Annotated in this window: 12 protein-coding genes and 6 tRNA genes; 4 read left to right on the top strand and 14 right to left on the bottom strand. The window is 41.6% G+C overall.

Translation table 11 applies throughout. The features are described from left to right. The first annotated feature begins 111 nt into the window (after positions 1-111). Positions 112-636, top strand: a complete 525-nt coding sequence (locus tag KDJ85_RS12360) for a protein K (protein ID WP_225819913.1) — start codon at positions 112-114, stop codon at positions 634-636. Between the two features lie 47 nt (positions 637-683). On the opposite strand, the gene KDJ85_RS12355 is transcribed toward KDJ85_RS12360, so the two are convergent. Then, complete coding sequence (locus KDJ85_RS12355; protein WP_225819912.1) at positions 684-1,397, bottom strand: NUDIX hydrolase; 714 nt, start codon at positions 1,395-1,397, stop codon at positions 684-686. Between the two features lie 151 nt (positions 1,398-1,548). Between KDJ85_RS12355 and KDJ85_RS12350 the strand changes: the two genes are divergently transcribed. Both KDJ85_RS12350 and KDJ85_RS12345 read left to right on the top strand, forming a co-directional pair. Then, on the top strand, positions 1,549-2,568 hold the full coding sequence (locus KDJ85_RS12350) for an SPFH domain-containing protein (RefSeq protein ID WP_225819911.1): 1,020 nt from the start codon (positions 1,549-1,551) through the stop codon (positions 2,566-2,568). Next, positions 2,568-3,491 (top strand): diacylglycerol kinase catalytic domain-containing protein, encoded by a 924-nt coding sequence (locus KDJ85_RS12345; RefSeq protein WP_225819910.1) that lies wholly within the window; start codon positions 2,568-2,570, stop codon positions 3,489-3,491. The genes KDJ85_RS12350 and KDJ85_RS12345 overlap by 1 nt, the downstream gene beginning before the upstream one ends. Before the next feature lie 55 nt (positions 3,492-3,546). Here KDJ85_RS12345 and lnt read toward each other — a convergent pair whose 3' ends face one another. From lnt to miaB, 5 genes are all read right to left on the bottom strand, one after another. Further along, positions 3,547-5,079, bottom strand: coding sequence for an apolipoprotein N-acyltransferase (gene lnt, locus KDJ85_RS12340; RefSeq protein WP_225819909.1), 1,533 nt, complete (start codon positions 5,077-5,079; stop codon positions 3,547-3,549). Beyond that, positions 5,079-5,963, bottom strand: coding sequence for a CNNM family magnesium/cobalt transport protein CorC (gene corC / locus KDJ85_RS12335; protein ID WP_225819956.1), 885 nt, complete (start codon positions 5,961-5,963; stop codon positions 5,079-5,081). Before corC ends, lnt begins: the two co-directional genes overlap by 1 nt. Before the next feature lie 330 nt (positions 5,964-6,293). Then, a complete protein-coding gene (gene ybeY, locus KDJ85_RS12330) occupies positions 6,294-6,761 on the bottom strand; it encodes an rRNA maturation RNase YbeY (protein WP_047756277.1) in 468 nt (155 codons plus the stop codon). Beyond that, a complete protein-coding gene (locus tag KDJ85_RS12325) occupies positions 6,762-7,760 on the bottom strand; it encodes a PhoH family protein (RefSeq protein WP_377210633.1) in 999 nt (332 codons plus the stop codon). 93 nt (positions 7,761-7,853) lie between these two features. Beyond that, positions 7,854-9,284 (bottom strand): tRNA (N6-isopentenyl adenosine(37)-C2)-methylthiotransferase MiaB, encoded by a 1,431-nt coding sequence (miaB, locus tag KDJ85_RS12320; RefSeq protein ID WP_225819907.1) that lies wholly within the window; start codon positions 9,282-9,284, stop codon positions 7,854-7,856. A gap of 568 nt (positions 9,285-9,852) precedes the next feature. On the opposite strand from miaB, the gene ubiF reads away from it, so the two are divergent. Then, the gene (gene ubiF / locus KDJ85_RS12315) at positions 9,853-11,040 is read left to right on the top strand and encodes a 3-demethoxyubiquinol 3-hydroxylase (RefSeq protein ID WP_225819906.1); all 1,188 of its coding nucleotides are present in this window, start codon (positions 9,853-9,855) and stop codon (positions 11,038-11,040) included. Positions 11,041-11,128: 88 nt separating this feature from the next. Here the strand turns inward: ubiF and KDJ85_RS12310 are convergent, their stop codons facing one another. The 8 genes from KDJ85_RS12310 to KDJ85_RS12275 form a co-directional block, all read right to left on the bottom strand. Beyond that, complete coding sequence (locus KDJ85_RS12310; protein ID WP_225819905.1) at positions 11,129-12,460, bottom strand: metallophosphoesterase family protein; 1,332 nt, start codon at positions 12,458-12,460, stop codon at positions 11,129-11,131. A gap of 233 nt (positions 12,461-12,693) precedes the next feature. After that, positions 12,694-14,043, bottom strand: coding sequence for a dicarboxylate/amino acid:cation symporter (locus tag KDJ85_RS12305; RefSeq protein ID WP_275967693.1), 1,350 nt, complete (start codon positions 14,041-14,043; stop codon positions 12,694-12,696). Positions 14,044-14,561: 518 nt separating this feature from the next. After that, positions 14,562-14,636: transfer RNA gene (locus KDJ85_RS12300), tRNA-Gln, on the bottom strand. A gap of 13 nt (positions 14,637-14,649) precedes the next feature. Beyond that, positions 14,650-14,726 (bottom strand) — tRNA-Met (locus tag KDJ85_RS12295). A gap of 49 nt (positions 14,727-14,775) precedes the next feature. Further along, positions 14,776-14,850: transfer RNA gene (locus KDJ85_RS12290), tRNA-Gln, on the bottom strand. Between the two features lie 32 nt (positions 14,851-14,882). Further along, positions 14,883-14,957 (bottom strand) — tRNA-Gln (locus KDJ85_RS12285). Between the two features lie 31 nt (positions 14,958-14,988). Beyond that, a tRNA-Leu gene (locus KDJ85_RS12280) sits at positions 14,989-15,073 on the bottom strand. A 7-nt stretch (positions 15,074-15,080) separates the two neighbouring features. Further along, a tRNA-Met gene (locus KDJ85_RS12275) sits at positions 15,081-15,157 on the bottom strand. Positions 15,158-15,321 lie beyond the last annotated feature (164 nt).

Raw genomic sequence — 15,321 nt, 5'->3', positions numbered from 1 at the left:
ATTGTCCCCTTTAGGTTGAAAAAAGGGGATTTTTCTGCCTATAAGTTTAATTTATTGTTGTGGTAAACTCATTTAGAGATATAAATAATAAAATAGGTAAATGGGATGGTTATGTTTAAAAAAGTGGTTGGGTTATTGCTGGGGGCGGTATTAATCGCGGGATGTTCCCCCGATGCAGAAGAGAAAAAGCCCGTTGAACAAACATCAGGAACGACCGCAAGTTCAGAATCAAAACAACGTTATGATGAAATCAAAGCCAATTCAACGGAAGAGAAAATTAATGCGTTTAATGCCAAAGGAGACGATGACCCGACCTTATTACGAGAGGTTTTCTTGACTGAAATGGCAAAAGCATTGCCGATGTTGATTGATGACGTCACATTATTGACGGAAGTCACGGCTAACCAAAATGGCATGTTATTTTACCAGTACACCATCAAGGGGATCCCTGATAATGTTCTGGAAGGAAAGAACTGGCAGCAAAATATGCGTGAAATCTTAGATAAAAACTATTGCGGTAAAGATGTTGGCATGAAAATGCTGCATGAAATGTTCCCTGAAGGGATCACACACAATTACCATAAATCAGATAAATTGGTTTTCACCTACATTGTGACGCCAGCTATTTGTCACTAATCTCCTTTATAGTGCCTGATAAACATTTTTATCAGGCACATCAATACTTAAAACTCTAAATTGCGAATAAAACGGTAATCGGCTGATTGGGGCTTTAAACGGTATAAATTAGCGGGTCGGCCGCGCTCATGGCGCTTTTTCTCTGTATCAATCAATAAATCTGCTTGTTCTAGGCGACGTCTAAAAGACTTATTTTGCAACGGCTTACCAATCAAGACTTCATGCACATGTTGCAATTCTGCTAAGGTGAATTCATCGGGAAGGGCAAATCCTGGCACAATGGAATACAGTGATTTTTGTGTTAAGCGTGCTCTGGCTTGTTGGTAAAGTTCTAGATGATCAAAAGCGAGAGAAAGGTGCTCAATCTCATCAATCGCCACCCATTTGACGGAGTCCACCGTTTCAATATGCGCGTCGCAGGCTTGGTAAGCGATCAATGCGGTATAACACACTGTTACAGACCAACCGCGTGGATCGCGTTGGTGGTTGCCGACGGTACAAAGTTGCTCAATATAAGGGGGGATCACGCCTGTTTTTTCTTTTAGTTTACGTAAAATCGTATCTTCTAAGGTTTGATCATTTTGTTCATCAACAAACCCACCAGGCAAGCCCCATTTTCCTTTTTCGGGAAAATTAGCCCTCTCAACCAGTAATACCTTCAACGTATTTTCATGGTAAGTAAATAAAACGGCATCGACAGTGAGTAAAGGTGATAAGTAATTTTTCCTGTCATAGCTAGCAAGAAACTCTTTCTCATTCATATTGTTACCATTCAAATCTAAAGATGATGTTTAAGGTTAAATCATACACGTAAAAACAGTTATTGTCATTATGACAATTAATGCTTGACTTGTTTATGTCTATAGGACAATAATTAATTAAGGTCATAAAGACAATAATGAGGGTTTCACTATGATGAACTTTAAATATTTCAAAGCAGACTCATCCACTTTTGTTATTCAATCAGTGAATGGAAAGGTGCGTAAGCAGGGTAAAGGGATCAGTTTTTGGTATAACGCAGATAAAACATCGATAGCCGCTTTGCCACTCAATGCTCAAGAGGCGCCGTTTATTTTTAATCTGCAAACGGCTGATTTTCAAAGCTTACGAGTACAGGGGCAAATTTCATTTCAAGTCAAAGAGCCTGAAAAAACGGCCGATGTATTAAATTTTAACTTAACTAAAGATGGGAAGGGCTATTCATCCGAAGACCCATTAAAGATGAGCGACAGGGTAGTTCGAGCAGCACAAACTGTGATCCAAGCAAAAATCCAAAGTACATCTCTACGTGATGCACTATTAATTAGCCGTTCATTAGTCACGTTGGTTTCTCAGCAGTTAGCTGAGCAGTCGGTTATCAATTCATTAGGGATAGACATTCTTGAGGTCTCTATTGCAGCGATTACGCCATCGCCAGAAACCTTGAAAGCACTTGAAGCGCAGGCGAGGGAGTCTATTTTAAAAGAGGCGGATGATGCTATTTACGCAAGGCGCAAATTCTCCGTTGAACAAGAACGCACTATCAAGGAAGCTGAACTAGAAACCGATCTTTCTGTTCAAGCAAAGGAGCAGCAAATCGAAGAGGCTCGGTTAGACAATGAACGTAAATTATTACGTGAGCGGGCTGAAAGTGAACAAGAGGAACTGACCGCACAAGTGAATGCCGAAGAGAAACGCCAAGAATTGGTGGCACTTAGTGTCGGGAACCAACGCATTCAATCCGATGCGGATGCTTATGCCATTGAATCAAAAATGAAAGCTTATAGCCAATTACCCGTGGAGAACTTAAAAGCGTTAGCGCTTGCCAAAATGGGCCCTGAGCAGTTGATGGCAATGGCGTTTGAATCACTGGCTCAAAATGCAGGAAAAATAGGTGAGCTCAATATCTCCCCTGATTTATTCGGTCAATTAATGAAAAAGGGGGCTAAATAATGAAAGGAATTGATGATGCACGTTTTGTTTTGGTTATGCGTAAGACACGCTTACAAGAGCTAATTGAGCGTTTTAATACATGGCCGCAAGCGAAATTCTATTTAGAACATAACCATGTTGAAGTTGATGATTATTTACTTGAGCATGATTTATACCAGCGGCAATTAGTTCAAGCAGAATCAGTACTGAAATCACTAGGTCGATTTCAATTATTAGAAAGAAAATTATTGCCCAGTTACCAATTTTCCAAACAGGATATTGTGGTGGTGATAGGACAAGATGGCTTGGTCGCGAATACGTTAAAATACTTACAAGGGCAGCCTGTGATTGCCATCAATCCAGATCCAAAACGGTGGGATGGTAAGTTATTACCTTTTGAAATAGGTCAGTTAAAGGAGGTCGTGACTCAAACATTAAAAGGGAAAATGGCGCACAAGTCGGTCACTTTTGCTGAGGCGATAACGAACGATGGGCAGTCTTTATTGGCGGTAAATGACTTATTTATTGGCCCGAAAAGCCATACATCAGCGCGGTATCTCCTTAACTGGCAAGGTGAACAAGAGTTTCAGTCGTCGTCAGGGATCATTATTTCGACTGGGCTAGGGTCAACAGGGTGGTTTCAATCTATTTTAGCGGGGGCTCAGGCTATAACAGGCACGAAAAACCATCCACTTGCGAGTGGATTTGCATGGGGAGATAGCAAGTTACAGTTTAGCGTGAGAGAGCCATTCTTAAGTAAAACAACGGGCATAAAGTGGGTGTTTGGAACGATAGAACCTAATAGCCCGTTAGCATTGGAGTCTTTAATGCCTGATAACGGCGTGATTTTTTCAGATGGGATTGAAGAGGATTTTTTGCAATTTAATGCAGGATGCATTGTAACGGTGGGAATTGCTGATATACAGGGGCAACTCATTGCTTAGTTTGATATCACCAGCCTCAATAGATACCTGTCGACTATTGAGGCTGGTTAATAACTCAGTGCTTACGACGTCGGTTCATCGCAAAACCAAGCACACCAAAGATCATGACGGCTCCCCACATTGGGTAGTTGCTCCAGCGTGCATAAGGGGTTAACCCTGTTGTTGGTGTCACTTCTGTAGCCAGTGTGGCAGTTTTGAATTGTGGAAGCATATCTTGAATAGAGCCATCCGCACTGATCACTGCTGTGATACCGTTATTGGTTGAGCGTAACAGTGGACGACCTAACTCCAAGGAACGCATCCGCGCCATTTGGAAGTGCTGCCAAGGGCCTATGGATTTTCCAAACCATGCATCATTTGATACGGTAAGTAAGTAGTCGCTATCTGGTTTAAAGTTATCCCTGACCTGCGTACCTAAAATAATCTCATAACAAATAGCTGCGGTCAGATGAATATTGCCAACGGCTAATTGAGCTTGCTCGTAATCACCACGGCTAAAACCCGACATTGGCAAATTAAAGAATGGAGCGATAGGGCGTAGCAAATCTTCTAAAGGTACATATTCACCAAATGGTACTAAATGGTGTTTGTTATAGCGGTTTTTAGACGGGTATAAATACGGTTTTTTATCCCCTAATACAATGATTGTATTATAGAAAGTATATTCACCATCCATTGGCCTTGCATCCACAATCCCTGTAATTAACTGAGTATTCGACTCCGCTAATAATTGGTCGAGAGATTTAAGCCAGGTCTGGTTATCTAGCTCAACGGAAGGCACTGCTGATTCAGGCCAAATAATCAAAGAGGCTTTACCGATATACGGACGAGATAGCTCCATGTAGGTATCTTTGGTTTTTTGTAAAAAGCTGGCTTCCCACTTCATTGATTGAGGAATATTGCCTTGAACCAGTGCCACTTCCATTTTTTTGCCATCAAGAGGGGTGAACCACTGTACATTTTTGGCAATTAATGGGGCAAAAATCAAAACAGCTGCAACTGTGAGCGCAACAAAGCTGCGACGTAAGATAGCGAGTACTAACAGACCACTGATGCTAAATAATAGCAATGTAATCATTTCCACCCCAAACACAGGGGCGAGTGCTTTCATCGGCCCATCAATTTGGCTATAACCAAATTGTAGCCATGGGAAGCCTGTTAACACCCAACCACGCAGAAACTCAGTGACTTGCCAGAGGGCGGGGGCGGCAAAAACCAAACGCCAAATATTAGCTTTAGGTGCAAATTTAGCCAATAATCCGCCAAATAGCCCCGTATACAGCGAAAGGTAAGCGGCTAATAAAATAACAATAAAGACGTTGACTGGGCCTGGCATTCCGCCGAAATCAGCAATACTGACGTAAACCCAATTGACGCCACTGCCAAATAGGCCAAAGCCCCATGCAAAACCTATTGCAAAAGATTGTTTTGTATTACGTTCTAGAGTGAGTAGCTGGAGAAATAAAATTGAGAGTAGCGCGGCAGGCCAGATGTCAAAAGGCGAAAAAGCCAGTGTTCCACTGGCTCCGAATAATAAAGCCAGCAGTAACCGCAACCACTGGCTTTGATATATAGATGTTGAGTTCATTAAGTCTGTTCTTCTTCCAAAGTAGGAACTGGCGCATCGTCTGGAATTTTCACGTGAAGCAGAAGAATTCGACGACTGTCTGCCATGGCAACTTTAAACTGATAATTATCTATTGTGATTGTTTCACCGCGGGAAGGCAAATGACCAAAGGCCTGCATGACTAACCCACCAACAGTATCTACTTCATCATCACTAAAATGGGTATTGAACGCGTCATTGAAATCTTCAATCTGCGTTAGTGCGCGGACAGAATAAGAATGACGACTCAATTGGCGAATATCGACATCATCTTGATCGTCATATTCGTCTTCAATTTCACCCACAATCAACTCTAAAATATCTTCAATGGTCACAAGACCAGAAACACCACCAAATTCATCGATAACGATAGCCATATGGTAGCGTTGGGAACGGAACTCTTTGAGTAATCGGTCTACTCGTTTACTTTCAGGGACAACAACCGCTTGGCGCAAGACTTTGTCGATACTAAAAGGCTCGGCATCCGTACGCATAAATGGCAGTAAATCTTTTGCCATCAACAGCCCTTCAATGTGGTCTTTGTCTTCGCTGATAACAGGGAAGCGTGAGTGAGCAGAGTCAATAATGACATCCAAGCACTCATCAAGCGTTTGGTTACGTTTTAAGGTAACAATTTGGGAACGCGGGATCATAATGTCGCGCACGCGCTGATCCGCGATATCCATAACCCCTTCAAGCATTTCACGGGTATCAGGATCGATTAAATCGTTTTGTTCAGAGTCGCGAATTAACTCGACTAAATCATCACGATTTTTAGGTTCACCATGGAAAAGGTGATTTAACAGTGCAAAGAACCCTTTCTTAGGGCCAGGGTTATCGCTACTCGAAGAGTTATCGTCGCTCATGGCGGTTAATTTTTTTTTCCTCAAAAAATACTCGTCATACTTCGAACCGCAGCGTTGTTGGCTGCACTTGGCTACCCGAATCACATACTTGTGTATGCTCATCGGGATAGCCTCGCTGGCCGCCTAGCGGCAATCTAGCTGGTTTGTGCTATCTCGTAAAACAAAAAAGTTAGCACGTAAAGTATTTAGAGTGTTGGTTAGTTAGTTAATAAAAATAGCTTACTTCATTCTTTTTTAGCATAAAACCGACGGTTTATCTGCAAAATTACCGTCAGTTTTTTGTAAAATAATGCTTTCTTCGTAAAAGATGCCTAAAAAATTATAGTTAGGTCACTCTTTTTCTGCAAGATAGGGGTCTTCATAACCTAACTCAGCCAAGATTTCGGTTTCTAAGCCTTCCATTTCTTCAGCTTCATCATCTTCAATATGGTCATAACCTAACAGATGCAAGCAGCCGTGAACCACCATATGTGCCCAATGTTCTTCGGCACTTTTTTGTTGTTCAATAGCTTCTTGTTCAACCACTTGGCGACAAATAATTAAATCGCCGAGCAGAGGAAGCTCAATTTCAGGTGGCGCTTCAAAAGGAAAAGATAACACATTAGTGGGTTTATCTTTTCCACGATAAGTGAGGTTGAGATGGTGACTTTCCGCTTCATCGACAATACGGATAGTGACTTCGCTTTCTGCTTGGAACTTTGGTAACACAGCGGCTAACCAGCGCTCGAATAGTGCTTCAGAAGGTAAACCCTCAGGGTTTTCACACGCAACTTGTAAATCGAGAATGATGTCACTCATTTATTGGTTTTCCTGCTTTTCCAGCTCTTTTTGCTGTTCTTTTTCTTCACGTAATTGTTGACGACGCTTGTTATCTTGTTCTTCCCACGCTTCGTAGGCCATAACAACCTTAGCAACGACAGGGTGGCGAACTACGTCTTCACTGTGGAAGAAATTAAAGCTTAAATCATCCACACCAGAGAGCACTTCAATGGCATGGCGTAGACCTGATTTACTGCCGCGCGGTAAGTCGACTTGGGTGATATCACCAGTCACAACCGCTTTGGAGTTAAACCCAATCCGCGTCAAAAACATTTTCATCTGCTCAATGGTAGTGTTTTGACTTTCATCTAAAATAATAAACGCATCATTTAAAGTACGACCACGCATGTATGCCAGCGGGGCAACTTCAATCACATTGCGCTCAATCAGTTTTTCAACCTTTTCAAAACCTAACATCTCAAATAGCGCATCATAAAGCGGACGTAAATATGGGTCGACTTTTTGACTTAAATCCCCAGGTAAGAAGCCTAGTTTTTCACCTGCTTCAACGGCAGGGCGCGTAAGCAAAATGCGGCGAACTTCTTGGCGTTCTAAGGCATCAACTGCAGCAGCTACCGCTAAATAGGTTTTACCCGTCCCCGCAGGGCCAATACCGAAGGTAATATCATGGTCCAAAATATTGGCAATATATTGCGCTTGGTTTGGTGTGCGAGGTTTTATCACGCCACGTTTGGTTTTGATATTCACCGCTTTGCCGTAGTCTGGAACGCTTTCGGCGGATTGTTCTAAAACGCGGCTATCCAAAATGGCTAAGTGAATATTTTCAGGGTCGATATCAGGAATAACACCGCGCACAGGCGCGGTATCGACATACAGTTGACGCAAAATTTTGCTCGCCGCTTGTACATTAAGCGGCTTACCCGATAACTTAAAGCGGTTATCACGGCGGTTAATTTCGATAGCAAGGCGGCGTTCTAGCTGCTTGATATTATCGTCAAATGGCCCGCAGAGGCTCATTAAACGTTGATTATCTGCGGGTTCTAGAAAGATTTCTTGTGTTGCGATTTGCAAATTTTTTGTCTCGGTCACTGAATATCCTATGGTTGTGGCTTAGGGCTGGAAGCTACCAACGCCTAGCTCATCTTCTTTACGGGTGCGTGCAATAACAGATTCTGGTGATTCGTGAACGCGAAGGCCCATTTGATTTTCTGTACGAATGACTTTACCGCGTAATGAGTTGGTATAGACGTCTACAATCTCAACATCCACAAACTTACCGATCATATCTGGCGTGCCTTCAAAGTTTACAACACGGTTATTTTCAGTACGCCCAGAAAGCTCCATAACATTTTTACGGGATGTTCCTTCAACTAAGATACGTTGAACGGTACCCACCATTTGGCGGCTGAAGCTCAATGCTTGCTGATTAATGCGTTGCTGTAATAAGTATAGACGTTGTTTTTTCTCTTCTTCAGTGACATCGTCAGGGAGATCTGCTGCTGGCGTGCCAGGACGCGCGGAATAGACAAAGCTGTAGCTCATGTCAAAATTCACGTCAGCAATCAGTTTCATCGTTCTTTCGAAGTCATCAGTCGTTTCACCAGGGAAACCAACAATAAAGTCAGAGCTGATAAGAATACCAGGACGCGCTTCACGCAGTTTGCGAATAATGGCTTTGTATTCCAGTGCAGTATGAGCACGTTTCATCATGGTGAGAACGCGGTCAGAACCACTTTGCACAGGTAGGTGTAAGAAACTGACTAATTCAGGCGTATCACGGTAAACTTCGATGATATCGTCAGTAAATTCAATTGGGTGGCTAGTGGTAAAGCGAACACGGTCGATACCGTCAATAGCCGCGACTAAACGCAGTAATTCTGCAAATGAGCAAATTTCACCATCAAAGGTTTCACCGCGGTAAGCGTTAACGTTCTGACCTAATAAGTTGACTTCACGTACACCTTGCGCAGCTAACTGTGCAATTTCAAATAAGATATCGTCACAAGGGCGGCTAACTTCTTCACCACGGGTATAAGGTACTACGCAGAAAGTACAGTATTTATTGCAGCCTTCCATAATAGAAACGAATGCCGTTGGGCCTTCAGCACGTGGCTCCGGCAAACGGTCAAACTTCTCAATTTCAGGGAAACTGATGTCAATAACTGGGCTGCGTGTGCCTTGCACTTGGTTGATCATTTCAGGCAGGCGGTGCAATGTCTGAGGGCCAAAGACAATATCAACACTCGGCGCACGTTGGCGGATAAAATCCCCTTCTTGGGATGCAACACAGCCACCGACACCAATAATGATGTCAGGGTTTTTATCTTTAAAAAACTTCCAACGACCAAGCTGATGGAAGACTTTTTCTTGGGCTTTTTCCCGAATTGAGCAGGTATTGAGCAGGAGTAAATCTGCTTCTTCAGCAACTTCAGTTAGTTGATAACCGTGGGTACTTTCTAATAAAGAGACCATTTTGGATGAGTCATACTCATTCATTTGGCAGCCCCACGTTTTAATGTATAACTTTTTATTCGTCGACATGTCGTATATCCGGTGTTTTCGAAGCGGCTAGTGTAATGGACCCCGAAACGCGTTGTAAATCCAAAGTCCTACCCTCTTTTGGGAACTCGTTTGCATTTTGATTAAAGACATCATTGTATGATGGGATAAATGCAAAGATAGCGAGAAATAATATCACTTCACGAAATTTAAGGGCAGGCAATTTGCCTATTGTTTTAAAAATTAGGACGTATTGTATTCATTTGGGGCTTCAGTGACTAGGGGGTGTTTATCTTTGATGGTCAATTTTTATTCGAATTAAAGCCATTTTAGGCAAGGCGAGAGCCTCTCAACGCAGCATCAAATGAGTGAAACGCGCTTTAATCGAACCCGCAGGGCAGCGTTTAAGTACAATAGTTAACGCAAGTAATCGTCAGTCAGCTTGATTAACACGTTTATTCAATGTGTTAATTATTTTTTGACATTTTTTAGCGGTAAAAATCAGCAGAAAAGATAAACAGCCCCTAGAGTTCAAGTGGAGATATTGTCTGCGAGGGCTATAAATTTTCGGTACAATACGGTAATCAATTCATAAATAGTGGCCAATGTGATGAATAAACAAATCGAATCTTATGATGTTGTCGTGGTAGGCGCGGGAATGACAGGCGCAGCGGCGGCATTGGGTTTTGCCCAAGAAGGGATGAAGGTGGCTTTGCTTGAAAAGGCACAACCTGCACCATTTGAGCCACACAGTATCCCAGACGTTCGCATTTCGGCAATTAGCCGCGCCTCAGTCGAATTATTAAAGCAACTCGGTGCATGGCAGCATGTAGAAGCTATGCGCAGTGTGCCTTATCGGCAATTAGAAACATGGGAAGAACCCGACAGCAATGTAGTGTTTGATGCCCAAAGCCTTGGTTTGCCAGAGCTAGGTTTTATGGTTGAAAACCGAGTCTTGCAGCTTGCTTTATGGCAAGAGTGCCAGCAATACAGTAATTTAGAGCTTGTTTGCCCCGCAAAGCTGGTGAATTTATACCAGCCCAAAAACCAAAAAGCGTGGCGATTAGAACTTGATGATAACCGTCTATTAGAAGCAAAATTAGTTGTGGGTGCAGATGGCGCAAATTCCCAAGTGCGTAAAATGGCAGGGATTGGCAGCCGCGGTTGGCAATATCGCCAAGCGTGTATGTTGATTACTGTTCAAACAGAACAACCTCAGCAAGACAAAACGTGGCAGCAATTTTTCCCATCAGGTCCGAGGGCATTTTTACCGTTATACGATAACTGGGCCTCATTGGTCTGGTATGACAGCCCAGCAAAGATCAGGCGTTTACAAAGTATGTCCATGGAACAACTCACAGGTGCGGTTTCGGAAGCGTTCCCTGAGCGTTTGGGCAAGGTGACCGCAATTGCATCAGGGGCTTTCCCCTTAACACGTCACCATGCTAACCGTTATGTTATTGATGGTTTAGCATTGATTGGCGATGCAGCGCACACCATCAACCCGTTAGCTGGGCAGGGGGTTAATTTAGGTTACCGTGATGTAGAGAGCTTGCTGAATGTGGTGAGTTACGCACGTGAATATTTGCAACCTTGGTATTCTGTTGATGTCTTAAAGCGCTATCAGCGTCGCCGTTTGCCTGATAATTTGGTCATGCAAGCAGGAATGGATGTGTTCTATATGGCGTTTAGCGAGAATCTTCCAGGTTTAAAAATGTTGAGAAATCTGGGGTTAATGGCGGCTCAAAGAGCTGGGGAAGCAAAAAAACTTGCCCTGAAATATGCATTAGGGCTGTGAATGATAAGTGCTTTAATGTTCAGAGAAATATCTCACTCTAAACACCCTCATATTTTAGGGTGAGATAATGATTGAATAATAAATAAGGTTATTTTATTTTTTGGATATCAAAAAAAGCTTTTGATTTTATTAAGTATTCTTCTCCTTCGGAAATAACAAAAGTCTCTTGAGATGTAATTACAGTGCTCTTATAACCTGCAGAGGATTTTATTTTGATGGTTTGATTTTTTTTATGTGCATCAGGAATGTATATTTCAGGAGACCAATGACCGTCTTTTAGAAATATAACAATATTATCATATAAGTCGAATGTATTATTGAGCATGTCTTGAGTGATAATTTCTGTATTCTCAAATGATATTTCGTGATATTCAATATTAGTTTCGAGATCGATAATTTTATTACGAAGTGAATTAATATTATCCCAAGTCTCAGGGCTGTAGTTTTTCTCGAGCCCATAATATTCTTGTGGTCTATAGGTCGCATCACCACTTGGTATATCATTATGATATTTTTTATTCATTAATGAATTTGCTTCTGCTAATAAACGAGGCTTGTCCTCATCATCATTGTTTTCCAGTTTTTTTGCGAGAACAGATAGTGTGGGTAAATGGATTGTATGGTTATATTCAGGTAGTTGAGTGTTATGATAGAAGTTCCATGCTTCAAAGATAAGTTTATCATCGCTGACTTTTAATAAATAACCCGTGCCAGATGTGGTGACACCGTTTTCACTTTTAGTAAGGCTAGGGATCTCAATGAGTGTTCCAAAAGGCCGCTGAATGAACTCAATTGTCCCAAAGCCATTGTGAATGTGTCCGCTCAGTAAAATAATTTGGGGATAATCTAAAAAAATCTGTTTTAATTCTTCATCTTGGTTCCCGAAACCACCAAATAAGCCTGCTCGCCAATGTGTTGAGTTAAAGGCTTGATGAGTGAGGACAAAAATAGGTTTATCCGCTACTGCGCCCTCAGGTAATTTTTCTTTTAACCATGCGAGCGAATTAGCGTTCAGCTCCATTTCATCCTTTAGGCCAACGTCAGTGTTTAAACATAAAAAGTGATAGTCTCCAATCCATGCATCTATGCACATCGTACCTTCGTAGCGTGAGACGTGACAATTATCAAGATAGTCGTGATATATCTCAATAAGGTCTGGATCCAATGAACCATCAGAAGCAGCTCCAGTTCTAACATCATGGTTTCCAAGCATGAGTAATAGATTTTGATGGTATTTCGTTGGGAAATTATTCTGGAAGGTTTGCAATGCCTCTTTTCTCTTGACGTGATAGTCACCAATATCTCCTGCCATGAGCAGGGCAGTCGCCCCACAGTTTGCAATATTAATGATTGATTGTCCTAAGACTGTTTTATCTTCAGCGGAATTTTGATGGATGTCACTAATAATACCTATAATCATAGAATATATCCTTTATCTAATTTATACGTATTACTTATTAACTTTTTATTTAAAATAACTCAATTTCACCTTTTATTAGTTTTAAATAATATAAATTTAAATTGTGATTTATCAGGCTTTAATCTTGCATATTGTTTTAAAAAAGTTTTAAAAGTGAGCAATAAAAAAACCTCTCAATCATGAGAGGCTTTTGTTGGATAGATATTAAGTTTTATCAGAAGAAATGTTCAATCCTATTTAGGATTCCCAAGATCAACCGCGATTTTTTCTTTGGTATCAATGCTGTCATCTTCAGTAATCACTGAATCTAACGTTTCATTTTTTGCTGAGAATGCATGAGCCAGTTTTTCGGTATCTAGCTCTTTTTCCCAACGTGCAACCACGATACATGCGCAGGCATTACCGACTAAGTTGGTTAATGCTCGGCACTCTGACATAAAGCGGTCAATACCAAGAATTAAGGCCATACCCGCAACTGGAATACTGGGGACAACCATCAGTGTTGCGGCTAAGGTAATGAAGCCTGCACCTGTTACACCCGCCGCACCTTTTGAGCTGATCATGGCAACGAGCAACAAGGAGATTTGTTCCCAAATCGTGAGCTCGATATTGGTAGCTTGCGCGATAAACAGTGCCGCCATGGTCATATAGATGTTGGTACCGTCAAGGTTGAATGAATAACCAGTTGGGATCACTAAGCCCACAACGGATTTTTCACAGCCTGCGTGCTCCATTTTTCTCATTAAGCTTGGCAGTGCTGCTTCAGAAGAAGAGGTACCTAAAACTAACCAAAGTTCGTCTTTGATGTATTTAATCAGCTCAATGATTGAGAAACCGTTATATTTTGCAACAGCCCCTAATACCAGTAATACAAAGAGTAAAGAGGTGATGTAGAACGTCATTATCAGCATCATTAAGTTGCCGATAGATGAGATCCCATATTTCCCAATGGTAAATGCCATTGCACCGAATGCCCCGATTGGTGCGAGTTTCATTAGCATCGCAACCATTTTGAACACGGGTTCAGAGAAGTTTTGCAGTAACTTAACAATTGGCTCCCCGTGCTTGCCTGTTGCTGCTAATGCTAATCCGAAAATAACGGCAATAAACAGAACCTGAAGAATGTTGCCGTTTACCAGAGGGCTAATCACGGTATCAGGAATGATGTTCATCAAGAAGCCAACAATTGATGACTCGTGTGCTTTGGCGACGTAACCTGCTACTTTTGTGCTATCGAGGGTTGCTGGGTCAATATTTAAGCCATCACCTGGGCGAATGACGTTCGCCACGATGAGACCAATAATGAGCGCAACAGTTGAGAAGGTAATGAAATAAAGCATTGCTTTACCTGCAACGCTACCCACAGCCTTCATGTTTGACATACCTGAGATACCTGTTACCACTGTTAAGAAGATAACTGGCGCGATGATCATTTTAACGATTTTGATGAATGCATCACCAAGCGGTTTTAATGACTCTCCAATGTCTGGGAAAAAGTGGCCTAGCGCAATACCTAAGGCGATGGCTACGATGACCTGAACATATAAGATTTTATATATTGGTTGCTTTATCATGTTTCGCATAAATTTTCTCTGTAAAAATGTTGCGTTTTGGCAATTTATAATTATTAGGTTTAAAACTTTTATTTGAGTTTTTGAGAACTAATTAATGGAACGGAAGATGGGAGTGAGTTTTCCAGTAACTTATTTGTCACCAATCATACCTAACTACAATTCGAGCGCAGGTTACCACTTTCAACAGTTAAATAGAAATGATTAAAGTCACAGATTTAATAGAAAAGTTATGCAAAAGTAAATTTTATGGGCGAAATGTTGCTTAGTTAACATTTAAAACGATTAAGCTACTGGCTAATTAGTATACACGAGATTTAATAAAGTAAAAAACATGAAAAAAGAGTGCGATTCTACTGAAAAAGTGCATAAAAATGCAAATGTTGATACGAAAAATTGGTTTTCAGTAAGAAAAATGGATTTATTATCTAATCTTTTAAATATGATTTAATTTATTAATAAAAATGATAATGAAAATAAGAGAAGTGAAAAGAGATTGTATTAGAAAGATAAGGAAGAAAAAGAAGGAATGGCTGGGGTACCAGGATTCGAACCTGGGGATGCCAGGATCAAAACCTGGTGCCTTACCGCTTGGCGATACCCCAACAACAAAAGAAATGGTAGCTACGACGGGATTCGAACCTGTGACCCCAACATTATGAGTGTTGTGCTCTAACCAACTGAGCTACATAGCCATTGTTTATTTCTTTAAGATGATTTTTTGCAACAAGAGGGGATAGTAGATGGCTGGGGTACCAGGATTCGAACCTGGGAATGCCAGGATCAAAACCTGGTGCCTTACCGCTTGGCGATACCCCATCCGGGAAATTCTACTACTGAATGTTTTAAGATGGCTGGGGTACCAGGATTCGAACCTGGGAATGCCAGGATCAAAACCTGGTGCCTTACCGCTTGGCGATACCCCAATCTTAAATTCAATACTACCGAGAAGGAAAATGGTGCGGGAGACAAGACTTGAACTTGCACACCTTGCGGCGCCAGAACCTAAATCTGGTGCGTCTACCAATTTCGCCACTCCCGCAAATAAATGGTGGCTATGACGGGATTCGAACCTGTGACCCCAACATTATGAGTGTTGTGCTCTAACCAGCTGAGCTACATAGCCATCTTTTTTTTGCTTAACCTTCATCGGCGTTGCGGGGCGCATTATGCTAATTACAGACCCTACAGTCAACAGCTTTTTGCACTATTTTTCAGAAAATGCGTCTGTTTGTTTGTTGAATAATCATTTTGTCGATAAAGCCAGCAAAAAACAACCCTTAATTTGAA

Origin of the sequence: Providencia vermicola (assembly GCF_020381325.1) — a bacterium.
Taxonomy (GTDB): Bacteria; Pseudomonadota; Gammaproteobacteria; order Enterobacterales; family Enterobacteriaceae; genus Providencia; species Providencia vermicola.
This window is presented reverse-complemented; position numbering and strand designations above follow the sequence as displayed.